Annotated in this window: 26 protein-coding genes; 15 read left to right on the plus strand and 11 right to left on the minus strand. The window is 63.5% G+C overall.

Going from position 1 to position 22,949, the window contains the following annotated elements; genetic code table 11:
• Positions 1–33: 33 nt before the first annotated feature.
• From AC3A6F_RS10890 to AC3A6F_RS10915, 6 genes are all read right to left on the minus strand, one after another.
• Entirely contained in the window at positions 34–810 is a 777-nt protein-coding gene (locus AC3A6F_RS10890) for a peptidylprolyl isomerase (protein ID WP_487680557.1), read from the minus strand.
• Between the two features lie 82 nt (positions 811–892).
• Entirely contained in the window at positions 893–1,672 is a 780-nt protein-coding gene (locus AC3A6F_RS10895; protein WP_487680559.1) for a peptidylprolyl isomerase, read from the minus strand.
• Positions 1,673–1,751: 79 nt separating this feature from the next.
• Entirely contained in the window at positions 1,752–2,060 is a 309-nt protein-coding gene (locus AC3A6F_RS10900; RefSeq protein ID WP_487680561.1) for a BolA family protein, read from the minus strand.
• Positions 2,057–2,692, minus strand: a complete 636-nt coding sequence (locus AC3A6F_RS10905) for a septation protein A (RefSeq protein ID WP_487680563.1) — start codon at positions 2,690–2,692, stop codon at positions 2,057–2,059. The genes AC3A6F_RS10900 and AC3A6F_RS10905 overlap by 4 nt, the downstream gene beginning before the upstream one ends.
• 10 nt (positions 2,693–2,702) lie before the next feature.
• Positions 2,703–3,098 (minus strand): peptide-methionine (R)-S-oxide reductase MsrB, encoded by a 396-nt coding sequence (msrB, locus tag AC3A6F_RS10910; protein WP_123069774.1) that lies wholly within the window; start codon positions 3,096–3,098, stop codon positions 2,703–2,705.
• 52 nt (positions 3,099–3,150) lie between these two features.
• Entirely contained in the window at positions 3,151–4,614 is a 1,464-nt protein-coding gene (locus AC3A6F_RS10915) for a protein adenylyltransferase SelO (protein WP_487681283.1), read from the minus strand.
• A 218-nt stretch (positions 4,615–4,832) separates the two neighbouring features.
• Between AC3A6F_RS10915 and AC3A6F_RS10920 the strand changes: the two genes are divergently transcribed.
• From AC3A6F_RS10920 to AC3A6F_RS10930, 3 genes are all read left to right on the plus strand, one after another.
• A complete protein-coding gene (locus AC3A6F_RS10920; protein ID WP_487680565.1) occupies positions 4,833–6,485 on the plus strand; it encodes a 3-(methylthio)propionyl-CoA ligase in 1,653 nt (550 codons plus the stop codon).
• 115 nt (positions 6,486–6,600) lie between these two features.
• Positions 6,601–6,798: a YqaE/Pmp3 family membrane protein gene (locus AC3A6F_RS10925; protein ID WP_109343581.1), complete on the plus strand. Its 198-nt coding sequence runs from the start codon at positions 6,601–6,603 to the stop codon at positions 6,796–6,798.
• Positions 6,799–6,892: 94 nt separating this feature from the next.
• Positions 6,893–8,983, plus strand: coding sequence for a 3-hydroxyacyl-CoA dehydrogenase NAD-binding domain-containing protein (locus AC3A6F_RS10930; RefSeq protein ID WP_487680568.1), 2,091 nt, complete (start codon positions 6,893–6,895; stop codon positions 8,981–8,983).
• A gap of 79 nt (positions 8,984–9,062) precedes the next feature.
• Here AC3A6F_RS10930 and AC3A6F_RS10935 read toward each other — a convergent pair whose 3' ends face one another.
• Positions 9,063–10,763: an MFS transporter gene (locus AC3A6F_RS10935; RefSeq protein WP_487680570.1), complete on the minus strand. Its 1,701-nt coding sequence runs from the start codon at positions 10,761–10,763 to the stop codon at positions 9,063–9,065.
• Between the two features lie 311 nt (positions 10,764–11,074).
• Here AC3A6F_RS10935 and AC3A6F_RS10940 point away from each other — a divergent pair, with 311 nt between their 5' ends.
• From AC3A6F_RS10940 to AC3A6F_RS10950, 3 genes are read left to right on the plus strand one after another with little or no spacing between them, the layout of a single operon-like run.
• Positions 11,075–11,377 (plus strand): Dabb family protein, encoded by a 303-nt coding sequence (locus AC3A6F_RS10940; protein ID WP_487680572.1) that lies wholly within the window; start codon positions 11,075–11,077, stop codon positions 11,375–11,377.
• 29 nt (positions 11,378–11,406) lie between these two features.
• Positions 11,407–12,189: an SDR family oxidoreductase gene (locus AC3A6F_RS10945; RefSeq protein WP_487680574.1), complete on the plus strand. Its 783-nt coding sequence runs from the start codon at positions 11,407–11,409 to the stop codon at positions 12,187–12,189.
• A gap of 17 nt (positions 12,190–12,206) precedes the next feature.
• Positions 12,207–13,112 (plus strand): SDR family oxidoreductase, encoded by a 906-nt coding sequence (locus tag AC3A6F_RS10950; protein ID WP_487680576.1) that lies wholly within the window; start codon positions 12,207–12,209, stop codon positions 13,110–13,112.
• Positions 13,113–13,281: 169 nt separating this feature from the next.
• Here the strand turns inward: AC3A6F_RS10950 and AC3A6F_RS10955 are convergent, their stop codons facing one another.
• The 3 genes from AC3A6F_RS10955 to ygfZ are packed head-to-tail and all read right to left on the minus strand — an operon-like array spanning position 13,282 to position 15,397.
• The gene (locus AC3A6F_RS10955; protein ID WP_487680578.1) at positions 13,282–14,043 is read right to left on the minus strand and encodes an NRDE family protein; all 762 of its coding nucleotides are present in this window, start codon (positions 14,041–14,043) and stop codon (positions 13,282–13,284) included.
• Complete coding sequence (locus AC3A6F_RS10960; protein WP_487680580.1) at positions 14,034–14,324, minus strand: DUF4936 family protein; 291 nt, start codon at positions 14,322–14,324, stop codon at positions 14,034–14,036. The genes AC3A6F_RS10955 and AC3A6F_RS10960 overlap by 10 nt, the downstream gene beginning before the upstream one ends.
• Positions 14,325–14,326: 2 nt before the next feature.
• A complete protein-coding gene (ygfZ, locus tag AC3A6F_RS10965; RefSeq protein ID WP_487680581.1) occupies positions 14,327–15,397 on the minus strand; it encodes a CAF17-like 4Fe-4S cluster assembly/insertion protein YgfZ in 1,071 nt (356 codons plus the stop codon).
• Positions 15,398–15,522: 125 nt separating this feature from the next.
• Between ygfZ and mltG the strand changes: the two genes are divergently transcribed.
• Genes mltG through AC3A6F_RS10990 form a run of 5 tightly spaced genes read left to right on the plus strand, consistent with a single transcriptional unit; the run spans position 15,523 to position 19,115 of the window.
• Positions 15,523–16,542: an endolytic transglycosylase MltG gene (gene mltG, locus AC3A6F_RS10970; protein ID WP_487680583.1), complete on the plus strand. Its 1,020-nt coding sequence runs from the start codon at positions 15,523–15,525 to the stop codon at positions 16,540–16,542.
• An 18-nt stretch (positions 16,543–16,560) separates the two neighbouring features.
• Positions 16,561–17,169 (plus strand): dTMP kinase, encoded by a 609-nt coding sequence (tmk, locus tag AC3A6F_RS10975; RefSeq protein WP_487680585.1) that lies wholly within the window; start codon positions 16,561–16,563, stop codon positions 17,167–17,169.
• 2 nt (positions 17,170–17,171) lie between these two features.
• Complete coding sequence (locus AC3A6F_RS10980; protein WP_487681285.1) at positions 17,172–18,188, plus strand: DNA polymerase III subunit delta'; 1,017 nt, start codon at positions 17,172–17,174, stop codon at positions 18,186–18,188.
• A gap of 10 nt (positions 18,189–18,198) precedes the next feature.
• Positions 18,199–18,576, plus strand: a complete 378-nt coding sequence (locus AC3A6F_RS10985) for a PilZ domain-containing protein (RefSeq protein WP_487680587.1) — start codon at positions 18,199–18,201, stop codon at positions 18,574–18,576.
• Positions 18,577–18,593: 17 nt separating this feature from the next.
• Complete coding sequence (locus tag AC3A6F_RS10990) at positions 18,594–19,115, plus strand: N-acetyltransferase family protein (RefSeq protein ID WP_487680589.1); 522 nt, start codon at positions 18,594–18,596, stop codon at positions 19,113–19,115.
• An 85-nt stretch (positions 19,116–19,200) separates the two neighbouring features.
• On the opposite strand, the gene AC3A6F_RS10995 is transcribed toward AC3A6F_RS10990, so the two are convergent.
• Complete coding sequence (locus AC3A6F_RS10995; RefSeq protein WP_487680591.1) at positions 19,201–19,698, minus strand: hypothetical protein; 498 nt, start codon at positions 19,696–19,698, stop codon at positions 19,201–19,203.
• A gap of 228 nt (positions 19,699–19,926) precedes the next feature.
• On the opposite strand from AC3A6F_RS10995, the gene AC3A6F_RS11000 reads away from it, so the two are divergent.
• The 4 genes from AC3A6F_RS11000 (at position 19,927) to AC3A6F_RS11015 (ending at position 22,882) form a co-directional block, all read left to right on the plus strand.
• Positions 19,927–20,709: a TatD family hydrolase gene (locus AC3A6F_RS11000; RefSeq protein WP_487680592.1), complete on the plus strand. Its 783-nt coding sequence runs from the start codon at positions 19,927–19,929 to the stop codon at positions 20,707–20,709.
• Positions 20,710–20,712: 3 nt separating this feature from the next.
• Entirely contained in the window at positions 20,713–21,375 is a 663-nt protein-coding gene (locus AC3A6F_RS11005) for an ankyrin repeat domain-containing protein (RefSeq protein WP_487680594.1), read from the plus strand.
• 127 nt (positions 21,376–21,502) lie between these two features.
• The gene (locus AC3A6F_RS11010; RefSeq protein WP_487680596.1) at positions 21,503–22,432 is read left to right on the plus strand and encodes a class I SAM-dependent methyltransferase; all 930 of its coding nucleotides are present in this window, start codon (positions 21,503–21,505) and stop codon (positions 22,430–22,432) included.
• 249 nt (positions 22,433–22,681) lie between these two features.
• The gene (locus AC3A6F_RS11015) at positions 22,682–22,882 is read left to right on the plus strand and encodes a hypothetical protein (protein WP_109343564.1); all 201 of its coding nucleotides are present in this window, start codon (positions 22,682–22,684) and stop codon (positions 22,880–22,882) included.
• The last annotated feature ends 67 nt before the right edge of the window (positions 22,883–22,949 follow it).

A 22,949-nucleotide genomic window follows, 5' to 3' on the forward strand; every position in this document is an offset into this window, starting at 1 on the left:
TCAGGAGCGCTCTTCGATGCCGTCAACCAGCGATTACTGCACCTTGGCCTTCTTGACCAGGCTTTCGCGGTAGGCAGCCAGCTGACGCTGCTGCAGGCCTTCCGCGACTTGCTGCTTGACTTCTTCCAGTGGCGGGACCTTGGTCGCGCGCACGTCTTCCAGCTTGATGACGTGGAAGCCGAACTGCGACTTCACCGGAGTCTCGGTGATGGCGCCTTTTTGCAGGGCGACCATGGCTTTCGAGAACTCAGGCACGTAGGTTGCCGGGCTTGCCCAGCCCAGGTCGCCGCCGTTCTGGGCGCTGCCGTCTTTCGACTGCTTGGCCAGTTCCTCGAACTTGCCGCCGGCTTTCAGCTTGGCGATGATGTCCTTGGCGGTGGCTTCGGAATCGACCAGAATGTGGCGGGCGTGGTATTCCTTGTCGCCGATCATGGCTTTCTGCTTGTCATACTCGGCCTTGATCTCGGCATCCTTGACCGGGTTCTTCTTGACGTAGTCAGCCAGCATCGCATTGATGATGATGCTCTGGCGGGCGTTGTCGATGGCCGACTTGACGTCGGCGCGGTTGCCGATGTTCTGCTTGTCGGCTTCCTGGATCAATACTTCACGGCTGATCAGGTCGTTCTTGATCGCGGTGCGCAGCTCAGGAGAGTCGGTGGCGCGGCCCTGGGCGACGACTTGCTTGACCAGCTGGTCGACCCTCGCTTGCGGGATCGCCTTGCCATTGACGGTTGCAGCGTTTTGCGCGAGTGCAGGCAGGGCAACCAATGCGGTCATGGCTAACAACAGGCGGGCTGGCTTCAAAATCATTGTTGAGATCCTATATAAACACGAAAAGTATCGCCGCAGGCGACGAAAGCCGGCGCAAATTCAGCGCCGACGACAGCACATATTACTGCACCTTTGCCTTTTTGACCATTTGCTCCTGATAGTCACGCAGCTTCTCTTGCGACAGGGAGTCGGCGATCTGCGGCTTGACTTCATCGAACGATGGCAGCTTGACCGCACGGGTGTCGTCCAGCTTGATCACGTGGAAGCCGGCGTTGGTCTTGACCGGCACGTCGGTGATCGCACCCTTCTGCAGCTTGGTGAAACCAGCCGAGAATTCCGGCGGCAGGGCGTTCGGGGTGACCCAATCGAGGTCGCCGCCATTGTTGGCGGTACCGGTGTCTTTCGAGGTCTTGGCCAGGTCTTCGAACTTGGCGCCGCCTTTCAGCTTGCCGATGGCGGCCTTGGCTTCGTCCTCGGTCGTGAACAGGATGTGACGCACATGGTATTCCTTGTCGCCGGTCTGCGCCTTGAACTTCTCGTACTCGGCCTTGATCTGGGCGTCGCTCACCGGGTTCTTGGTGATGTATTCGCGGGCCAGGGCGTTGACGACGATCGACTGGCGAGCGTTATCCAGCGCTTCGCGCACTTCGGGCTTCTTGTCGTAGCCTTGCTTGACGGCTTCTTGCATCAGCACTTCGCGGGCGATCAGGTCATTCTTGACGGCTTCGCGCAGTTCTGGCGAATCCTGGTTCTGGCCCTGGGCCACGACCTGCTTGACGACGGCTTCGGCGCGCGACGAAGGGATCGCCTTGCCGTTCACCACTGCAAGGTTCTGGGCGAAAGCGGGAGCCGATGCAACGGCGACAAGGGCTAACAGCAGGCGAGCTGGCTTAAAGGTCATGTGTGTTCCTGTAGCGGGGATAGTTGCTGGACGAGATTAGATTAGTTCTTTTGACGAGCAGTATAAATTGTCGGGCAAATTACTTAAAGCTGCCTGAAGCCGACGTAGAGGACAGCTCGGAAGGCGCGACCGCATGGATGGCGAGCGCGTGGATTTCCGCCTTGTTGATCATATCGTGAACGGCATCATACACAAGACGATGGCGCATGACTAGCTTGAGCCCTTCAAAGCGGGACGACACGATTTTGACCGTGTAATGGCTGCCGCCGGAGGCCGCGCCGGCATGGCCGGCATGCAGATGCGAGTCGTCGATGATCTCGAGCGATGCCGGGGCCAGCTCGGCCTCGAGAATGGCGCGCAGGCGAGTGTCGCGGTCGATGGTGGTCATGCTTCTTCCTCCTTGATGTATTTCGAAAGCATCATCATCTGGATCACGATGAATCCGAACATGATGCCGGTAAAGCCGAACAGCTTGAAGCTGACCCAGGCGCTGGTGTCGTTACGGAAGACCACGAAAGCCATCAACAAGTTCAGCAGGCCCATGCCGGCGAAGAACAGGATCCAGCTGTAGCCGAGCCGGTTCCACACCAGATCGGGCAGCTTGATATTGGCCTCCATCACGGAGCGCATCAGGTTCTTCTTGTAGAACACCTGCGCCACCAGCAGGGCGATGGCGAAGGCCCAGTAGAGGATGGTCGGCTTCCATTTGATAAACAGGTCGTCATGGAAATAGATTGTGGCGCCGCCGGCGACCAGGATCACGCCCATCGACAGCCACAGCATATTGTCGACCTTGCGGCCGCGCACCAGCAGGTAGCCGACCTGCAGCGCGGTGGCGACGATCGCCACTGCCGTGGCCAGCAGGATCGCCGACTGCGCGGGCGGTACTGCACCGCCCGCGATCAGGCCACCTAGGTACTCGACGGCCATGCGATGCGCCCACTCCTGGTTGCTGTCGCCGTATTTGTAGACGCCAAAGAACAGGAGGACCGGGAACAGGTCGAACAGAAATTTCTTCACCGCGGCACCCTCAGATCGGTTCGAACCGCATCGAGGCGGAATTGATGCAATAGCGCAGGCCAGTCGGCGGCGGGCCATCCGGGAACACGTGGCCCAGGTGGGCGTCGCACACGCCGCAGATGACTTCGGTGCGCACCATGCCGTGGGTGCGGTCGACCTTCTCGATCACATTCGCCGGGTCGAGGGCCTTGAAGTAGCTGGGCCAGCCACAGCCCGAGTCGAACTTGGTGTCCGATTCGAACAGCGGGGTGTCGCAGCAAACGCAGTGATAGATGCCGTGTTCGTGGTGGTCCCAGTACTTGCCGGTGAAGGCGCGCTCGGTGGCGGCGTGCCGGGTCACCTGGTATTCCATCGGGTCGAGCTGGTCGCGCCACTCGGCGTCGGTCTTGGTCACTTTGTCGGTCATGATTCTCTTTCGTGGTGTGAGAGGCTGGGCCCGGATGCGGCCCAAGCGAGGCTCAGGACGAGCAGCTCACCTCGAGGTGGGCCGCCCAGTCCGGCGGCAGGGCCGCATAGGATTCATTCTCGGGCTGTTCGTCGAACGGGCGTTCCAGCACGGCCAGCAGCTTGTGCACGCCACTGAAATCGCCGTTCTGCGCCTGTTCGATGGCGATCTGCGCGAGGTAGTTGCGCAGGATGTATTTCGGATTGGCGCCGTGCATGGCCTCGCGCCTGGCCGCGTCGCTGCTGCCTTCCTGGCGCAGGCGGGCGCGGTATTCACCCGTCCAGGCGTCGAAGGCGGCGCGGTCGATGAACAGGTCGCGCAGGGGGTCGTCAGCTGCCGGCTCGTCGACCTTCAGTTCGCCCAGGCGGCGGAAGAACAGTGTGAAATCGGCGTGGTTGTCCTGCAGCAGCGTGAACATATTGTCAAACAGCGCCGCGTCGCTGTCGCGCGTTTCCTTCAGGCCGAGCTTGGCATGCAGCAGGGTGTCGAGCTGGCGGCCGAACTCGGGCCGGTAGACGTCGAGCGCTTCCTCGGCCGCCTCTGGCTCGCCGATCAGCGGCAGCAGGGCGTTGGCCAGCGCATAGCAGTTCCAGTGCCCAACCGGCACCTGGTTGGCATACGAATAGCGGCCGCCCTGGTCGGTGTGGTTGCAGATGTGCTTGGCGTCGAAGGCTTCCATGAAGCCGAACGGGCCGTAGTCCAGCGTCAGGCCCAGGATCGACATATTGTCGGTGTTCATCACGCCATGCATGAAGCCGACCGCCTGCCAATGCGCGATCATGCGCGCGGTGCGGCGGGTGACTTCGGCCAGCAGTTCCTTGTACGGGTTGGCGGCGTCCTGGAATTGCGGGTAGAACTGGCGGATGACGTAGTCGGCGAGCGTCTTGAGCTCGGCCTCTTTCCCGCGCGACGCCCAGTGCTCGAAGGAGCCGAAGCGCACGAAGGTGGGCGCCATGCGCGTGACGACAGCAGTACTTTCCATGGTCTCGCGCGCCACCTGCTGCGGCGAGCCGGTGACCATCAGCGCGCGCGTGGTCGGGATGCCGAGCGCGGCCATCGCTTCGGAGCACAGGAATTCGCGGATCGACGAGCGCAGCACGGCGCGGCCGTCACCCATGCGCGAATACGGCGTGCGGCCGGCGCCTTTCAGTTGCAGCTCCATCGGACCGTTCGGCGTGGCGAGCTCGCCCAGCGTGATCGCGCGGCCGTCGCCCAGCTGGCCGGCCCAGACGCCGAACTGGTGGCCGGAATACACGGCGGACAGGGGCTGCGAACGCGCCGCGACCTTGTTGCCGGTAAACACGTCCACAAAATCGGGGCGAGCGAGATCGGCCGTATCCAGCCCGATCAGGGCGGCGGCAGGGCCGCTCGCCGCCACAATATGGGGCGAGGGCAGCGGCGTCGGCATGAGGCGCGTGTAGAACGCCGGTGGCAATTCGGCAAACGAATTGTTCAGTGGAAGTTCGTCGGCAGTGATGGCAGTGTCCGTGGCGAAGTGGTCAAGATTGGCGGATTTTACCGCACCAGGCCGATTCTATTCGCGCACCCGTGCGATATGGGCCGGCGTTACATCCGGTAACCGCTCATTGCCGATCCGGCTCAAGGAGTTGATGCGGTGCATCATCGAATCCGATTGACGGGGGCACGCTTGGCGAACGACACTTTTCGTGTTGCCATTCTATTCACGGAGAGCCGATGCACTCGTACCCGATGAGCCCATTGCAAGGCCAGATGATGGATCAACCGCTGCTGATCTCGGGCATTCTGGAGTTTGCGGCGCGCCACTACGGCGATACCGAGATCGTCTCGCGCCGGGTCGAGGGCGACCTGCACCGCTACACCTACCGCGATTGCGCACGCCGCGCGCGCCGGCTGGCCAACGCCCTTGGCGCGCTCGGCATCGGGATGGGCGAGCGCGTCGCAACCCTGGCCTGGAACGGCTACCGCCACCTGGAACTGTACTATGGCGTGTCCGGCTCGGGCGCGGTGCTGCATACGATCAATCCGCGCCTGCATCCTGACCAGGTGGCCTATATCGTCAACCATGCCGATGACCGCGTACTGTTCTTCGACCTGACTTTCCTGCCGGCCATCGAAGCAATGGCGCGCCAGTGCAAGACGGTCAAGGCCTATGTCGCGCTGTGCGGCCGCGAGCACATGCCACCGGCCGGCGCAATCCCCGGCCTGCTGTGCTATGAAGACCTGATCGAACGAGAGTCCAGCGACTACGAGTGGCCGCAGTTCGACGAGCGGTCGGCGGCGGCCCTGTGCTATACCTCGGGCACGACCGGCAATCCGAAGGGTGCCCTCTACTCGCACCGCTCGACGGTGCTGCACGCGTATGCCTCTGCGATGCCGAACGCCCTGAGTGTCTCGAGCGCCGACGTGGTGCTGCCGGTGGTGCCGATGTTTCATGTGAATGCCTGGGGGCTGCCGTACTCGGCGCCGCTGGCGGGCGCCAAGCTGGTGTTCCCAGGACCGGCGCTGGACGGCAAGTCGCTATACGAGGTGTTCGAGGCCGAGGGCGTGACTTTTTCGGCCGGCGTGCCGACGGTCTGGCTGGGCCTGATCAACCACGTCCTGTCCAACGACTTGCAGTTCTCGACTTTCCGCCGCACCGTGATCGGTGGTTCGGCCTGTCCGCCGGCCATGATGGACGCACTGATCGACCGCCTGGGTGTGCAGGTGGTGCACGCCTGGGGCATGACCGAAATGTCGCCGCTCGGTACTGCCTGCAACCTGCTGGCCAAACACAGGGACTTGCCGCAGGAGGCGCAGCGCGCCGTGCTGCGCAAGCAAGGCCACGCGATCTACGGCGTGGACATGAAGATCGTCGACGACGACGGCGCCGAATTGCCATGGGACGGTGCGACCTATGGCCACTTGCTGGTCAAGGGGCCGTGGGTGGTGTCCGGGTACTTTCGGGGCGAGGGCGGCGACATGCTGCGGGACGGCTGGTTTCCGACCGGCGACGTGGCCACGATCGATGCCGACGGCTACCTGGCGATCACCGACCGCAGCAAGGATGTGATCAAGTCGGGCGGCGAGTGGATCGGCACGATCGACCTGGAGAACGTGGCGATGTCGCACCCGGCGGTGCTGCAGGCGGCCTGCATCGGCGTGCAGCACCCGAAGTGGGCCGAACGGCCCTTGCTGGTGGTGGTGCGCCGGCCCGGCATGGAGGTCTCGCGCGAGGAGTTGATCGACTGGTTCGCCGGCAAGGTGGCCAAGTGGTGGACGCCGGACGACGTGGTGTTCGCCGAAAGCCTGCCGGTGGGCGGTACCGGCAAGATCCAGAAGAACAAGCTGCGTGAAGCGTATGCGGGACACAGGCTGCCGACGGCCTGATGCCATCCCAGGTGGGGGCGAGAAGCGGTGCGCCAGACACCAACGGGGCGCGGCGAAGAAGCACGGACAGGTAGACTGCTATCACTTTTGATAACTTTAGCTTACTGGATCTCCAATGCGCCTGCTCATCGCCCTCATCCTTCCTTGGCTGACCTTCTTCACCATCGGCCGCCCGATCGCCGGCATCATCTGCCTGATCCTGCAAATCACGCTGGTCGGCTGGCTGCCCGCGGCGATCTGGGCCGTCTACGCCCTGAGCCAATACAAGACCGACCAGAAGATCGAGCGCGCACGCCAGCAGCGGGAGTTCTGACCGGCGCCGGCTGTTGCCTGAATAGTACGTTCGTGCATTTTCTCCGGTATAGTTGGCGGTTCATCCAGCACCACCTACGAGGAGAACCAGAGACATGAGCGCCGACTACCAGGTCCACGGCAGCGTTGCCGTCATCACCCTGAACAACCCGCCGGTCAACGGCCTGGGGCTCGCGACCCGCAGCGCCGCCGCGCAGGGCGTGCAGGCCGCCGAGAGCGATCCGGCGGTCAAGGCGATCGTGCTCACCGGCGCCGGCAAGGCCTTCTCGGGCGGCGCCGACATCCGCGAATTCAATTCTCCCAAGGCGCTCACCGAGCCGACCCTGCACTCGCTGATACGGGTGGTCGAAAATGCCTCCAAGCCGGTCGTGGCGGCGATCCACAGCGTGGCCATGGGCGGCGGCCTGGAACTGGCGCTGGGTTGCCACTACCGCGTGGCGCTGCCCGGCGCCCAGATCGCGCTGCCAGAAGTCAAGTTGGGCCTGATCCCGGGCGCCGGCGGCACCCAGCGCCTGCCGCGCCTGCTCGGCCTGGAAAAGGCGCTGGGAATGATCGTCGGCGGCAGCCCGATCCTGTCCGAGAAGCTGGCCGGTTCGCTGCTGTTCGATGAAGTCTTCAGCGCCGGCACCGAGCTGCTGCCGGCCGCCATCGCTTTCGCCGAAAAAGTCGCCGATGCGCGACCGTTGCCGAAGGTGCGCGATCGCGCCGTGAAACACCCCGACGCGGCCGGCTTCCTGGCGTCCGCGCGGGCGCAGGTGGATGGCGCCGCCGGTCCATTCCCGGCGCCGCGCGCCTGCGTGGAAGCGGTGGCGGCCTCGGTGACGGCCGACTCGTTCGAGGACGGGCTGCGCTTCGAGCGCGAGCGCTTCATTCAACTCACCGCCACGAGCGAGTCGAAGGCGCTGCGCCATGCCTTCTTCGCCGAACGTTCGGCCGGCAAGGTGCCCGACGTGCCGGCCGACACGCCGCTGCGTACCATCGCGACGGCGGCCGTCGTCGGCGCCGGCACCATGGGTGCGGGAATCGCGATGAATTTCGCCAACGCCGGCATCCCGGTGACGGTCCTGGAGATGAAGCAGGACGCCCTCGACAATGGGCTGGCCGCGATCCGCATGGTGTATGAGAGCGGCGTGCGCAAGGGCAAGCTGGCGGCCGACCAGCTCGAACAGCGCATGGCCATGATCACGGGCACGTTGTCCTACGATGCCATCGCCCAGGCCGACATCGTGGTCGAGGCGGTGTTCGAGGACATGGGCGTCAAGGAGCTCGTGTTCCGCGAACTGGACAAGGTCATGAAGCCGGGCGCGATCCTGGCCACCAATACCTCGACGCTCGACGTCAACCGGATCGCCGCTTTCACCGGGCGTGCGCAGGACGTGATCGGCCTGCATTTCTTCAGCCCGGCCCACGTGATGAAGCTGCTCGAGATCGTGCGCGGCGCGCGGACCGGCAAGGACGTGCTGGCCACCGCGCTGGCGCTGTCGAAAAAGTTGAAAAAGACCGGCGTGGTGTCGGGCGTATGCGATGGCTTCATCGGCAACCGGATGCTCGAGCAGTACCTGCGCCAGGCGGTGTTCCTGCTCGAAGAAGGCGCGCTGCCGGAGCAGGTCGACCGCGCCATCGAGGCTTTCGGCTTCGCGATGGGCCCGTTCCGCATGAGCGACCTGGCCGGCAACGATATCGGCTGGCAGATCCGCAAGCGCCGCGCCATCGAGTCGCCGGGCTTCACCTATTCGAAGCTGCCGGACCTGCTGTGCGAACAGGGTCGTTTCGGGCAAAAGACCGGGGCCGGCTGGTACGACTACCGCGCGGGCGAGCGCAAGGCAGTCCCGTCGGAGCCGGTGAACGATATGGTGGTGCGCTTTTCGGCCGACATCGGCGTGACGCGGCGCGCGATTGCCGACGAGGAGATCGTCGAGCGCCTGGTGTACGCACTGGTGAACGAAGGCGCGAAGATCATCGAGGAAGGGATTGCACTGCGCGCTTCCGACGTCGACATGGTCTACCTGAGCGGCTATGGCTTCCCGCTGCATCGCGGCGGGCCGATGTTTTATGCGGACAGCGTCGGCTTGCCGCAGGTGCTGGCGACGATTGAGCGCTTTGCGCAGGGACGTCAGGGCGAGGCGTGGCGGCCGGCGCCGTTGCTGGCGCGCCTGGCGCCGCTCGGACAGGGTTTCAACGGGTAAGGATCGACGCCGGCTTTCGGCGGTTCGAAAAAAATGCCGCTGGCAAGCCAGCGGCATTTTTCGTTGGACAACCGCTATTTCAGTCGTTCGCGTAGATATTGTTGTCCTTGGTCTCCCGCACGAACAAGGCGCCGATCACGAAGGTGATGAGCGCGATGACGATCGGATACCACAGCCCGTAGTAGATATCGCCCTTGAATGCCACCAGCGCAAAGGCGGTCGTCGGCAGCAGCCCGCCGAACCAGCCGTTACCGATGTGATACGGCAGGGACATCGAGGTATAGCGGATCCGGGTCGGGAACATTTCGACCAGCATCGCCGCGATCGGGCCGTACACCATGGTCACGTACAGCACCAGGATGAACAGGAACAGTACCAGCATCGGCTTGTTGATCTGCGTCGGATCGGCCTTGTCCGGGTAGCCGGCCGCCTTGAGGGCGCCGTTCACCTCGGCCTTGAGCGCGGCTTCGCTGGCCAGTGAAGCCTTGTCGAAGTTCAGGTTATCCGGCGTCATGACGGCGTTGAAGGAGCGGTACTCGGTGTCGCCGATCTTGATCGTCGCGACGGTGCCGGCCGGCGCATCGACGCGGTTGTAGCTCACCGAGGCGGCAGTTAGCATGCGGGTGGCGATGTCGCACGAGTTCGGGAATTTCTTAGTGCCGGTGGCGTCGATCTGGAAGCTGCAGGTGTCCGGATCGGCCACCACCACGACTGGCGCGGTCTGCAGCGCGGTTTCGAGCGCCGGGTTGCCGTAGTGGGTGATGGCCTTGAAGATCGGGAAGTAGGTAGCAGCGGCGATCACACAACCACCGAGGATGATCCACTTGCGGCCGATCTTGTCCGACAGCGCGCCGAACACGATGAAGAACGGGGTGGCCAGCAGCAGCGCGATGGCGATCAGGATGTTCGCGGTCGGGTCGGCGATCTTGAGCGTCTTGGTCAGGAAGAACAGGGCGTAGAACTGGCCGGTGTACCACACCACGGCCTGGCCCATCGTCAGGCCGAGCAGGGCTAGCAGGGCAACCTTGGCGTTCTTGGGCCGCAGGAAAGCTTCCGACAGCGGCGCTTTCGAGGTCTTGCCCTCGGCCTTCATCTTGGCGAAGGCCGGCGACTCGTTCATCGACAGTCGGATCCAGACCGAGATGCCGAGCAGCACGACCGAAATCAGGAAGGGAATACGCCAGCCCCAGGCCTGGAATTCCTCTTCGCCGGTCAGGGTGCGGGTGCCCAGGATGACCAGCAGCGACAGGAACAGGCCGATCGTGGCCGTGGTCTGGATGAAGGCCGTGAACAGGCCGCGCTTGCCATGCGGCGCGTGCTCGGCCACGTAGGTGGCGGCGCCGCCATACTCGCCGCCCAGCGCCAGGCCTTGCAGGATGCGCAGGGTGACCAGGATGATCGGCGCAGCGATGCCGATCTGCGAATAGCTCGGCAGGATGCCGACCAGGAAGGTCGAGGCGCCCATCAGCAGGATGGTCACCAGGAAGGTGTATTTGCGGCCGATCATGTCGCCCAGGCGGCCGAACACCAGCGCCCCGAACGGGCGCACGATGAAGCCGGCCGCGAAGGCGAGCAGGGCGAAAATGAAGGTTGTATTCGGGTCGCCGATGAAGAACTGCTTGGCGATGATGGAAGCGAGCGAACCGTAGAGATAGAAGTCGTACCATTCGAAAACGGTGCCGAGGGAAGAAGCGGCAATGACCTTGCGTTCTTCCTTGGTGAGTCCGGCGGAGGTAGGTGCAGCTTGTCCTCCGACAGTATTGCCGGGCGTGATAGCCATGGGTGTCTCCGTAATTAATTTTGTGTAACCGGAAATGCTGATTGTTGGTCAGCTAACTTCACTGTGCGCCCGAAACCTTACGCGAATCTTGCATTAAGCTTACACGGGGCTTACAGAATTGTTCCGGAACCCGCTTTTGTTTGTGGGACTACACGCCGCTCATAGGAGAGAATCATCCTAGGTCGTGCCGATATGAATTTGGCATTTCTTCGCGAACGGTCGTGCTGTCGCTATGCTATGCTCGATCGGCTTCTCGTCCCGGCCAGGGGCGCCGAAGGCGATCACCCACCATGAATAGAACAGGAAACAGAATGATCAAGCACATCGTGATGTGGAAGTTGAAGGAACAGGCTGAAGGCGCGGACCGCGTGAGCAATGCACACGAGATGAAGCGCCGGCTGGACGAGTGCGCGACCATCGTGCCGGGCATCCTGACCTTCGAGGTGACCCTGGCCCAGCCCGACCTCGAGGCGACCTATGACGTGGTGCTGTATTCGGAGTTCGCTGACCGCGCCGCACTCGAGGCTTACATCAAGCATCCGACCCACCAGGCCGTCGTGCCCTTCATCGGCGCGATCCGCGAAGGGCGCCAGTGCATGGACTACGAGGTCTGAGCCTTCCATCAAAAAAAACAGGAGACCGCATGCGCACCACGCAGGAGCTGTTTTCACTGAAGGGCAAGACCGCCATCGTGACCGGCGGCTCGCGTGGGCTCGGCTTGCAGATGGCGCAGGCGCTCGGCGAGCAGGGCGCGCGGCTGGTGATCTCGTCGCGCAAGCAGGAGGAACTCGATGCCACCGTAGCCCAGCTGCACGCCCTCGGCATCGAGGCCAGCTGCTTCGCGGGCGACCTGTCCGAGCCAGGCCAGGCGCAGGCGCTGGTTGAACAGGCGATCGCGCGCCTCGGGCACGTCGACATCCTGATCAACAATGCGGGCGTCACCTGGGGCGCGCCGGCCGAGGACTATCCGCTCGAGGCCTGGGACAAGGTGATGAACCTGAACGTGCGCTCGATCTTCCTGGTGTCGCAGGCGGTCGGCAAGCTGTCGATGATCCCGCGCCGCTACGGCCGCATCATCAATATCTCGTCGATCGCTGGCCTGGCCGGCAACCCGCCCGATGCGATGCAGACGCTGGCGTACAACACGTCCAAGGGCGCAGTGGTAAATTTCACCCGTACGCTTGCCGGCGAGTGGGGACGCTACGGCATCACGGTCAACTCGATCGCGCCGGGATTTTTCCCGTCGAAGATGACGAAGGGCGTGCTCGCCACCTATGGCGTCGATGGCCTGGCGGCCGCGGCGCCGCTCAAGCGCCTGGGCGATGACGAGGACCTGAAGGGCGCGGTGGTGCTGTTCGCTTCGGATGCAGGCAAGCACATCACCGGCCAGGTGCTGGCGGTGGATGGCGGGGTGACAGCGGTCTAGCTTAGGGAGGGACAGGGATGGACGAATTTCACGGAAAGGTTGCGGTCATCACGGGCGCCGCCAGCGGCATGGGGCGCGAGTTCGCCAACCTGGCCGCGAGCCTGGGCATGAAGCTGGTGCTGGCCGACGTCCAGCCCAAGGCCCTCGAAAAAGCGGCCGATGAACTAGCGAAGCAGACCGAGGTGCTGGCCATGGTGTGCGACGTGCGCAAGGGCGAGCACGTGCAGGAACTGGCCGATTCGGCGATGGCGCGTTTCGGCGCCGTGCACCTGGTGTTCAATAATGCCGGCGTGGGCGCCGGCGGGCTGGTGTGGGAGAACTCCGAGGAAGACTGGGAATGGGTGCTGGGCGTGAACCTGTGGGGCGTGATCCACGGCGTGCGCGTGTTCACGCGCACGATGCTCGAATGCGCGGCGCAGGATCCGGGCTATCGCGGCTGGATCGTCAATACCGCTTCGATGGCGGGGCTGCTCAATTCACCGGCGCTGGGCATCTATAACGTGTCCAAGCATGCGGTGGTGTCGCTCACCGAGACCTTGTATCACGACCTCAAGCTGGTCGATGCGCCGATCGGCGCCTCGGTGCTGTGCCCGTATTTCATCCCGACCGCGATCGCGCAATCGCATCGCCACCGGCCGGACGAATTGCGTACGGACGAAATCATGACCGCGAGCCAGATTGCGGCGCAGGCGCTTACCGAAAAGGCGGTCGGTTCCGGCAAGGTGTCGGCGGCGGACGTCGCGCGCCTGACCTTCGACGCGATCCGCGAAGAGCGTTTTTATGTGTTCTCGCATCCGCAGGCGCTGGGCGCGGTGGCCGAGCGGATGGATGCGCTGGTGCATGCACGGCAGCCGGCGGATCCGTATGCGGCGACGCCGCATTTGAAGGAGATTTTGAAGGCGGGGATGAAAGGGCGACGCTGACGGTCACGGGGACAACATCTGTGCCGATGCGCAGGCTGACTTGGGTTCCCGCCTGCGCGGGAACGACGTGCTGGCGATACCAATGATGCTCAACGACGCCACTAGCCCGAAAACCGTCGTTCCCGCGCAGGCGGGAACCTAAGATGGTTCGCTTCATCGCAACCCCAATTCAAGCCGCAGCCACAACCCCCGGCTGCACCACCCGCTCATGCAACTCCGGCCCCGCATCCCGATACAGCTTGACCACGGTCGAGGTGCGCGTGCCATACTCGGGCGACTCAATGCACACCGGCGACAGCATGCGCTCCATCTCGATCGGCACGCCGGTCTCGGGCAGCCGTACATCAGGCGCGCGCGTGGTATCGGCCAGCATCTCGAAGTACGCATCCTCGGGCGCACCCTGGCACAGCAGGCTCGCGAACTGCGCCTTGGTGCGCAACACCTTGGGCCATGGCGTGTCGAGCAGGCCGTTGGAGATGCCGTAGATGCGGCCCCGGGCCAAAGGCTGGCCGTTGCGCGGGTCGGTACCGCCGCGGTTCGAGTACCAGTACAGGGTCTCGCGGTCGCCCAGCACCAGGTTGTAGCCGTTGTACAGGTCGGGCCGCGCCGCCAGTTCGGCCACGTAGGCTGCCGCATCGAGCTCGCCGCGCAGGTAGTCGGCCACCAGCGCGCCGCGCGACGGTGCTTCCGTCCGGCGTTCTTGTGGGCCGCGGATATTGGTCAGCGCCGCGAAGCGCGGACCGTTGGGACCGGTGACCGACACGCCCATCCAGCTGCCGCCGCCCTGCAGGTCGCGGCCCGCGATCACGTGCGGCGCCTGCGGCCAGGGGCCGGCCGGGGCGGCGGGGCGGTCATAGAATTCGTCGCGGTTGGCGGCGGCGATGACGGGCACGCCGGGAACGACGTGCCAGGCGAATACGATCAGGCACATGGCGGCAAGTCCGTGAAAATTTCAAGACGGCGCGGCCCGGCGAGCAAGGTTTCGATGCCGGCATCGACGACCGCCTGCTTCAACACTGCATCGAAAGCGTCAGTCACGCCCGGATAGACTTCCATCCAGGTTTGCAGGCCGTCCTTGTCTTCGGGACGGCGCTTGAGCTGCACCTGCACGCCCGCGTCCTGCGCCAGCTGGCGCCCCATCGCGTGCACCAGTGGCGCCAGCCGGGCGGCATCGATGCTGCGCACCTTGTAGTAGACGTATAGGTCGACCATCGCTAGTCGTCGATCGCGTCGAGGCTGTAGGGCATGGGCAGGAAATGCAACGGCGCGCCGGTGGCCGAACCCAGGCGCACCTCTTCACCCAGTGCCGCCAGCTTGATCTCGACCAGCGCATCGGCGCCGCCACGGCCGTTCGGCGCGGCGTTGACGACCATGCCGCAGGGTTGATCCGGGTCCGCCACCGAGAAGACTTCGTCGCCAGCGCGCGCGGCGGCATTCTCGATGCCGGCCAGCGCGGCGCGGCGCTTGATCTTGCCCAGATATTTGGTGCGCGCGACGATTTCCTGGCCCGGGTAGCAGCCCTTCTTGAAGTTGACGCCGCCCAGCAGTTCGAGGTTGATCATCTGCGGCACGAACTGTTCTTGCGTCGCGGCGCTCACTTGCGGCTCGCCGGCGTGGATGGTGGCCAGGCTCCAGGCCTGGTTGCCGCCCAGCGCCAGTTCCTGTTTCAGCACCGGCAGGGCGGCGCTCGCCGCTTCGCTCGAAGTGATCCACAGGTAGCGCGGCGCACCGAAGGCGTCATGCAGGCGCAGCACGGTGCCGAATTCGCCGCTGGTCTTGCCCATCGGCGCGCCTGGCAGCGTATTGACGAAGCGGCCGAGCGCCGCTTGCGCCCTGGCGCCGCCGAGGCCGAACACGGCCATGAACGGCGCTTCGTCGGTGGCGTCGCGCAGCTTGGCTTTGCTGCGCAGCACAAACATCGACAGGCGTTTTTGCAGCGGCGGCTGGATGGCGCGCGGCAGCTGCAAATACACGGTATCAAGCCCCGCATCGAGGTCGCGCCACATCAGGAAGCTCGCTTGCAGGCGGCCTTTCGGCGTGCAGAAGCCGGCGAAGCGGGCCTCGGTTTGCTGCAGGTGCTCGACGTCGTTGGTGAGCTGGGCATGCAGGAATTTCGCGGCTTCTTCGCCGGCCACGGCGATCAGGCCCTGGTCGGTGACGGTGGCGACAAAACCGGCCGCGAGCGCGTCAATATCCAGGGGCGCGCCGAAGTCCTCGACCTGGGTGGCTTCGTCGAGATGAAAGCGTGCGCCATAGGTGGCGAGGTGATCAGTCCAGTTACTCATGAAATTCCGAAATATTTTGGCAATTAGGCTTTATCATTACGGCCTCATTATAGAGTTGTCGGGGAAATCGCGCCGGGAGCGCCGCAATCCGCATTGGCATCCGTGTTTGAACCCGCACACACCACATGGCATTCATAAAAAAATTACTCGTTACCGGCGTCGTGGTCACGCTGGCAGCCGCAGGCGGATTCTCCTGGTGGACCAAGCACTCGCTGACCACGGGCGGTGAGCCGATCGAATTCACGATCAACCCCGGCAGCGGCGTCGCATCGAGCGCGCAACAGATGGTGGCGGCCGGCGTGCCGATCAACCCGACCATGTTCGCGCTGCTGGCGCGCCTGACGGGCGACGCCGCCCGCATCAAGGCAGGCAGCTATGAACTCAAGCCGAATACCAGCCCGCGTCGCCTGCTGACCCAATTGGTGCGCGGCGAGTTCGCGCAAGAAGCGATCGTTATCATCGAGGGCTGGACCTTCCGCCAGATGCGCCAGGCCATCGGCGCGCACGATCGTCTCAAGCACGATACCGTCAAGCTCTCCGACCAGGAATTGATGGCCAAGATATCGACCGAGTTCAAAAACCCTGAGGGCATGTTCTTCCCGGATACCTACCTGTTCGCCAAGGGTTCGTCGGAAATCGAGATCTTCCGGCGCGCGCACCAGGCGATGATCGACCACCTGAACGCAGCCTGGGAAAAGCGCAACAAGGAGCTACCGTACAAGACGCCGTACGAGGCCCTGATCATGGCGTCGATCGTCGAAAAGGAAACGGGCCAGAAGAGCGAGCGCAATATGATCGCCGGCGTGTTCGTCAACCGCCTGCGCACCGGCATGCTGCTGCAGACCGATCCGACCGTGATCTACGGCATGGGCCAAGCCTATGCGGGCCAGATCCGCAAGAAGGACCTGCTGACGGATACCCCTTACAATACCTATACGCGCAGCGGGCTGCCGCCGACGCCGATCGCGCTGCCGGGGTTGCAGTCGCTGAATGCGGCGCTTGCGCCGGCCGAGACGCCGGCACTGTATTTCGTGGCGCGCGGCGATGGCACCAGCCACTTTTCGGACAACCTGCTGGACCATAACCGCGCGGTCAATCGTTTCCAGCGCGGCATCACCAACGGCCCGCTCACCGAATCCCACTAACACGAAGCAAGGCAGCACATGCAGGGCAAGTTCATTACCTTCGAAGGCATCGACGGGGCCGGGAAATCGACCCACATCGGCTTCGTCACCGATTATCTAGCGTCGCGCGGCAAGCAGATCGTCTCGTCGCGTGAGCCGGGCGGCACGCCGCTGGGCGAAAAGCTGCGCGACTTGCTATTGCACGAAAAAATGCACCTGGAAACCGAGGCGCTGCTGATGTTCGCCAGCCGGCGCGAACACATCGCGCAAGTGATTGCCCCGAATCTGGCCGCAGGAAAATGGGTGCTGTCGGACCGTTTCACCGATGCCAGCTTCGCCTACCAGAGTGGCGGCCGCGGCCTGGCGCGCGCCAAGATGGAAGCGCTGGAAGCCTGGGTGCATCCCGAGCTCCAGCCCGACCTGACCCTGCTGTTCGATGTGCCGCTCGAGGTGGCGCGCCAGCGCCTGGACGCGACCCGCACGCTGGATAAATTCGAACGCGAGCAGGCCGACTTCTTTGCCAAATGCCGCGCCGAATACCTGCGCCGCGCGGAACAATTCCCCGAGCGTTTCGTCGTGGTCGACTCGACCAGGAGCATTGCCGATATCCAGGCCAGCCTGGCCCAAGTTCTGGAGAAATTGTTGTGACGATGTACCCGTGGCAAGGGGCCGCCTGGTCCCAGCTGCAGCAGATGCGCGCGCGCATGCCGCATGCGATCCTGTTCCATGGCCCGGCCGGCACCGGCAAGGCCGATTTTATCGAGTCGTTTGCCCAGGCCCTGCTGTGCGAGAGCCCGCAGCCGGACGGCCATGCCTGCGGCACCTGCGCGTCCTGCGGCTGGTTCGTGCAGCACAACCACCCGGATTACCGCCGCGTGCGGCCCGAGGTATTCGAAGACGATCTGCCGGCCGACGGGGAGGACGGCGAAGCGGGCAGCAAGTCGAAATCGACCAAGGCGCCCTCGAAGGAAATCAAGATCGAGCAGATCCGCAACCTGTCGGATTTCATGAACATCTCGACCCACCGCCAGGGCTTGCGGGTGGTGGTGCTGTATCCGGCCGAGGCGCTGAACATGCCGGCGTCGAATGCGCTGCTCAAGACGCTGGAAGAACCGCCGCCAGGCACCGTGTTCCTGCTCTCGTCCAACAGCCTCGATCGCCTGCTGCCCACGATCCTGTCGCGCTGCCGCAAGTTCGCGCTGCCGACGCCGTCGCACGCCGAGGCCCTGGCCTGGCTCAAGGAGCAGGGCGTGCCGGACGCCGATAGCTGGCTGCGCGAGCAGGGCGGCGCGCCGCTGGCGGCCCTGGCCGAGTCGACCAACGGCAGCCGCGACGAGATGGAGGCGCTGTTGCAATTCCTGGCCCGTCCGGCGCCGGACTCCGCGCTGCGCGCCGCCGAGAAGCTGGCCAAGGCCGAGCTGCCGGCCCTGGTCTCGTGGACCCAGCGCTGGTTGTACGATGTGTTTTCGTACAAATTGTCGGGCAATATCCGCTACTACCCGCGTTACCAGAAGGAACTGGCGGCGCTGGCCGGCCGCGTCCAGACGCCGGGCCTGCTGCGCGTGATCAAGGCCGTGAACGAGCGGCGTGCTGTGGCGGATCATCCTTTGTCGGCAAAATTGTTTGTCGAAGATATGCTGCTTGAGTACACTGCTTGCTGCACATGAAAGGACCACGATGAGCGTCACCCAGCCAGAGACGAACGCAGCCCAGGCCCCGCGGCCTTCGGTGCTGTCGCTGGCGATCAAGGAAAAGGCGGCGCTGTACGCGGCTTACATGCCGTTCCTCAAGAACGGCGGCATGTTCGTGCCCACCAACAAACCGTATAAGATCGGTGACGAGATCTACCTGATCCTGGCGCTGATGGACGACCCGAGCAAATATCCGATCGCCGGCACCGTGGCCTGGATCACCCCGAGCGGCGCCAACAACAACAAGGCGCAAGGCATCGGCGTGCATTTCCCGGCCGACGAAGCCGGGCAGCGCGCCAAGGCCCGTATCGAAGAGATCCTCGGCGCGGCGCTGCGGTCTTCGCGCGCAACCCATACCCTGTAACCACCACCTTTCGTTTCATGCCATCCTACGTCCATCGCCTGGCTCGACGCGATGACCTGCCGGTCATCGTCGATATCTACAATTCCACCATCGCTTCGCGCGAAGTCACTGCCGACACCGCACCTATTACGGTCGAGTCGCGGGTGGGCTGGTTCAATGACCATACGCCCGATCGGCGTCCGCTGTGGGTGATCCATGCTGCCGACGATACGAGCGAGCATCCTGAAGTGCTGGGCTGGCTGTCGTATTCGAACTTCTATGGCCGTCCGGCGTATTCGGGTACGGCCGAGGTGTCAATCTATATCGCCGAAAGCGCGCGTGGCAAGGGTCTGGGGCGCTACTGCCTGGAATTGGCGATGGCGTTCGCGCCCGAGGTCAAGGTGCATACCTTGCTAGGGTTTATTTTTGGTCATAACCAGCCTAGCCTGGCGCTATTCCGCAAATACGGGTTCGAGACGTGGGCTAATTTCCCGCGCGTGGCCAATCTCGACGGGATCGAGCGCGACCTGATTATTCTGGGCAAGCGCGTCGCAGACTGATGTAAAAAGAGCGGGATACATACCGCTCTTTTTTCTTTGGGCCGTTACAAGGCTGTGTCAGCGCAGCCTGGCGCTGTTTAAGCGATCACTTCGGCTTGTAGGAAACGCGACCCGATAACGCAATCGTGCCGGCGCCGGTGGACAGGTCTTCGGTGCCGCTCAAATAGCCGCCGCCGGTTGCGCGAGCATAGGCGCCGGAGCCGCCGGTGATGGTGAAGGTGCCGCCGTTCATGACATAGGCAGTGCCTGCGCCGGTGGGAAGGAACTGGCCACCGTAGTTAGCGAAGATCTGGTCGCCGTTCGGAAACAGCAGGACGAACTTGCCGTTGCTGAACGTGAATGTCGTGCCAGATTGGGCGAAGCAATCTCCGCCGACGAACGCGACTGGCGTTCCGTCCGCCGTCTCACCATGGCCGGCAAGCTTGCCGCCGAGGGTTGACGCACATTGCGGCGCGGGACCGACTTTTTCATTGAATACGCCTTTGACTTCAAGCGCCCTGGTCACGGTCGGGCCGGCCGAGGCCGAGAACGAAGCGGCCATCAGGACGAGGCAGGGCAGGAGGCGGAGTGAGACAGTTTTCATCGCAATATTTCTTCGGTTGTTAAAAAATTGATATTGCACATACTAAGATAAGTGAAGAATTTTGTTGCGCGCACGATTCGATCTTTTTACGTTGTTGCAAGTTATCCACGTTTGCCGCTTAGACCACCGTTTCGCCGCATTGGACTCCTGGCCCCGGACGGACAGTGATGCAACTGTCCGGTAGTGGCCTGCATGGCGCTCCCCGCCGCCTGGCTTTACAATGACAGGATGTTTATCGATTCCCATTGCCACATTAATTTCCCGGAACTGGCAGCCCGCATGCCCGAAATCCTGGCCAAGATGGCCGAGAACAAGGTGACGCACGCCCTGTGCGTGTCGGTCGACTTGCCGGACTTCCCACAAGTGCTCGCGCTCGCCGAGGAGCATCCCCACATCTTCGCCTCGGTCGGCGTCCACCCCGACTACGAAGACACCCCGGAGCCGACCGTGCAGCAGCTGGTCGAGCTGGCCAACCACCCCAAGATCGTCGCCATCGGCGAAACCGGCCTGGATTACTACCGGCTCGAAGGCGACCTGGAATGGCAGCGCGAGCGCTTCCGCGTGCACATCCGGGCTTCGCGCGAAACCCGCAAGCCCCTGATCATCCATACGCGCGCCGCCAGCGAAGACACGATCCGCCTGATGAAGGAAGAGGGCGCCGGCACGGACGCCGGTGGCGTGGCCGGCGTCATGCACTGCTTCACCGAATCGCTGGCCGTGGCCGAGGCCGCCATGGCCCAGGGTTTCTATATTTCGTTCTCGGGCATCGTCACCTTTAAGAGTGCCAAGGAACTGCAGGCGGTGGCCCAGGCCGTGCCGCTCGAGCGCATGCTGATCGAGACCGATTCGCCCTATCTCGCGCCGGTGCCGTTCCGTGGCAGGATGAACGAGCCGGGCTATGTGGCCCATGTGGCCGAATACATCGCCACGCTCAAGGGCGTCTCGCTGCGCGAGGTTGCCGACCGCACCAGCGAGAATTTCTTCAACTTGTTCCAGACCGCCAGGAGCTGACACGTGCCGATCCGCCGCTTGTTTGCCACCAGTTTGCTGTTTGCCGCAATCGCCGGCGCCCACGCCGCCGAACCGCCCACGCCGCAGCAGGTGAGTTCCTTCTTCCGCGCCGTGCAGATGGATGACGCCAGTACGGTGCGCAAGATGGTCGGCGCGGTCGTCAATGCCAACGAACTCAATCCCCTGGGTGGCGAGCCGGCCCTGGTGCTGGCGGTCCGCGAAGGCTCGCGTGAGGTGATCCTCGAGCTGCTGCGCCATCCGGGCACCGACCTCGAGCGCAAGGCGGTCAATGGCAATACGGCGCTGATGATGGCCGCCTTCAAGCGCGACGAAGAAGTCGTTCGCGCCTTGCTGAAAAAAGGGGCCAAGGTCAATCAACCCGGCTGGACCGCGCTGCACTACGCCGCCGCCAGTGGCGACGACAAGATCGCGCAATTGCTGATCGAGCAAGGCGCCAAGCTCGACGCCGTGTCGCCACGCGCCAGCGGCGCCTTTACGCCACTGATGATGGCGGCGCGCGAAGGGATGGACGCGACGGCGCGGCTGCTGGTCGCCCGTGGCGCCAACACCGGCCTGAAAAACACCGAAGGCCTGACGGCGGCCCAGATTGCCAAGCAGGCGGGGCGCGAACAACTGGCCAAGGAATTGGGGGCTGCGCCGCGCTGATGCCGCCCGCGTCACAATTGGATCATGAATTGGACGGTAAAACGCGCTTAGCTCGACCAATTGCGTGAGGGCAATGGTATCCATAATGCTTCCACGGTCAAACGACCACCGATTACCAAGGATACCCATGCTCAACGAACGCGAAATCGAAAGCTGCTACCTGGGGCAGTTCATTCCAGTCCACTACCATCACAATATGCTGATGGACCAGAACCGGATGCACAGCTTCAAGAATGCCATCCACTATTCCGTGTTCCCCGGCGCGAAAGTGCTGGAGCTGGGTGGTGGCACCGGCGTGCTGTCCTTCTTCGCGGCCCAGAGCGCCTCTAAGGTGTATTGCGTCGAGTTCAATCCGGACATGGTGCAGGAGGCGCGCCGCTTCCTGGCGATGAACCCGAATGGCCACAAGGTCGAGGTGGTGCACGCCGACGCCTTTGACTACTTGCCGCCGGAACCGGTCGACGTCGTGATCTGCGAGATGATCCACGTCGGCATGCTGCGCGAAAAGCAGGTCGAGGTGATCGAATCGTTCAAGCGCCGCTACCTGGCCAAGTTCGGCGGCCCGCTGCCGCTGTTCATGCCGGAAGCCGTGATCATGGCGGTCCAGCCGCTGCAGCAGGCGTATGACTTCGACGGCTTCTACGCCCCGATCGTCCAGTTCCAGGAAACCGGCGTGGTCCAGCCAGGCACGGTCGAGCTGGCCCAACCCGCCGTGTACAGCATCCTCGATTTCAGCCAGCCGGTCGACAGCCTGATCGCCTGGGAAGGCTCGATGGTAGTGGAGCAGGGCGGCACCCTGAACGCGATGCGCTTCGTAACCAAGAACGTGCTGGCCATCGTACAGGAGCAGGCCACCACGATCGACTGGCTCAACCACTACATGACCTTGCCGCTGTACCGTCCGGTCGAGGTCAAGGCCGGCGACCTGCTGCGCATGTCGTTCGCCTACCGGGCTGGCGGTTCGATCCCGTCGCTGCAAGCGTCGATCAAGGTCGAGGTTGTCAGTCCGCAGGAGTCATACGTTCCTGCCGAGCAGGAAACTGCGGCTATCGCCTAACTCGCGATACGATTAACGTCGTCCCCGCGCAGGGGGGGACCCGAGGTTTCCAGTGCAGCCACATCGATATCTGTAAGTGGCGCGCTTAAAACTTGGGTCCCCGCCTTCGCGGGGACGACGTAATTGGAAGCAGCGATTTACGCACGCTCTACCGTTCATCCTGTCTTTCCCCCCGTTTATCGCACGGCACTGGCTCGGTCACCTCTTTCGGCCTACATTCACCATGATGCTTCTTCATGGAGAAAGACGATGCTGAGTTTCCTGGTATGGTTGGTGCTGCTGTTCCTTTGCTGGCCAATCGCGCTGCTTGCCCTGGTGCTGTATCCTGTGGTGTGGCTGCTGTTGCTGCCGTTCCGCCTGCTTGGCATCGGCGTCGATGCCGTGTTCAGCCTGCTGCGCGCGATCGTCATGCTGCCCGCGCGCGTGCTGGGTTACAATCCGGCGCGCTGACGCGACTGCTCTGGTGTTCGGCAGAATGTTCGGCAGATAACAGACTATGGCCACTTGATCTTCTACT

The sequence above is a fragment of the Massilia sp. Soil_C_3 genome, from assembly GCF_057657035.1.

What these genes read in the sequence shown, in the direction of transcription:
- AC3A6F_RS10980 (WP_487681285.1), top strand. Translation starts at nt 17,172, where the DNA reads ATGTACCCGTGGCAAGGGGCCGCCTGGTCCCAGCTGCAGCAGATGCGC.
- AC3A6F_RS10890 (WP_487680557.1), bottom strand. Translation starts at nt 810, where the DNA reads ATGATTTTGAAGCCAGCCCGCCTGTTGTTAGCCATGACCGCATTGGTT.
- AC3A6F_RS10930 (WP_487680568.1), top strand. Translation starts at nt 6,893, where the DNA reads ATGAGCGCCGACTACCAGGTCCACGGCAGCGTTGCCGTCATCACCCTG.
- AC3A6F_RS10935 (WP_487680570.1), bottom strand. Translation starts at nt 10,763, where the DNA reads ATGGCTATCACGCCCGGCAATACTGTCGGAGGACAAGCTGCACCTACC.
- AC3A6F_RS10960 (WP_487680580.1), bottom strand. Translation starts at nt 14,324, where the DNA reads ATGGTCGACCTATACGTCTACTACAAGGTGCGCAGCATCGATGCCGCC.
- AC3A6F_RS10940 (WP_487680572.1), top strand. Translation starts at nt 11,075, where the DNA reads ATGATCAAGCACATCGTGATGTGGAAGTTGAAGGAACAGGCTGAAGGC.
- AC3A6F_RS10895 (WP_487680559.1), bottom strand. Translation starts at nt 1,672, where the DNA reads ATGACCTTTAAGCCAGCTCGCCTGCTGTTAGCCCTTGTCGCCGTTGCA.
- AC3A6F_RS11000 (WP_487680592.1), top strand. Translation starts at nt 19,927, where the DNA reads ATGTTTATCGATTCCCATTGCCACATTAATTTCCCGGAACTGGCAGCC.
- AC3A6F_RS10925 (WP_109343581.1), top strand. Translation starts at nt 6,601, where the DNA reads ATGCGCCTGCTCATCGCCCTCATCCTTCCTTGGCTGACCTTCTTCACC.
- AC3A6F_RS10950 (WP_487680576.1), top strand. Translation starts at nt 12,207, where the DNA reads ATGGACGAATTTCACGGAAAGGTTGCGGTCATCACGGGCGCCGCCAGC.
- AC3A6F_RS10955 (WP_487680578.1), bottom strand. Translation starts at nt 14,043, where the DNA reads ATGTGCCTGATCGTATTCGCCTGGCACGTCGTTCCCGGCGTGCCCGTC.
- AC3A6F_RS10920 (WP_487680565.1), top strand. Translation starts at nt 4,833, where the DNA reads ATGCACTCGTACCCGATGAGCCCATTGCAAGGCCAGATGATGGATCAA.
- AC3A6F_RS10900 (WP_487680561.1), bottom strand. Translation starts at nt 2,060, where the DNA reads ATGACCACCATCGACCGCGACACTCGCCTGCGCGCCATTCTCGAGGCC.
- AC3A6F_RS11010 (WP_487680596.1), top strand. Translation starts at nt 21,503, where the DNA reads ATGCTCAACGAACGCGAAATCGAAAGCTGCTACCTGGGGCAGTTCATT.
- AC3A6F_RS10985 (WP_487680587.1), top strand. Translation starts at nt 18,199, where the DNA reads ATGAGCGTCACCCAGCCAGAGACGAACGCAGCCCAGGCCCCGCGGCCT.
- msrB (WP_123069774.1), bottom strand. Translation starts at nt 3,098, where the DNA reads ATGACCGACAAAGTGACCAAGACCGACGCCGAGTGGCGCGACCAGCTC.
- mltG (WP_487680583.1), top strand. Translation starts at nt 15,523, where the DNA reads ATGGCATTCATAAAAAAATTACTCGTTACCGGCGTCGTGGTCACGCTG.
- ygfZ (WP_487680581.1), bottom strand. Translation starts at nt 15,397, where the DNA reads ATGAGTAACTGGACTGATCACCTCGCCACCTATGGCGCACGCTTTCAT.
- AC3A6F_RS10995 (WP_487680591.1), bottom strand. Translation starts at nt 19,698, where the DNA reads ATGAAAACTGTCTCACTCCGCCTCCTGCCCTGCCTCGTCCTGATGGCC.
- AC3A6F_RS11015 (WP_109343564.1), top strand. Translation starts at nt 22,682, where the DNA reads ATGCTGAGTTTCCTGGTATGGTTGGTGCTGCTGTTCCTTTGCTGGCCA.
- tmk (WP_487680585.1), top strand. Translation starts at nt 16,561, where the DNA reads ATGCAGGGCAAGTTCATTACCTTCGAAGGCATCGACGGGGCCGGGAAA.
- AC3A6F_RS10945 (WP_487680574.1), top strand. Translation starts at nt 11,407, where the DNA reads ATGCGCACCACGCAGGAGCTGTTTTCACTGAAGGGCAAGACCGCCATC.
- AC3A6F_RS10990 (WP_487680589.1), top strand. Translation starts at nt 18,594, where the DNA reads ATGCCATCCTACGTCCATCGCCTGGCTCGACGCGATGACCTGCCGGTC.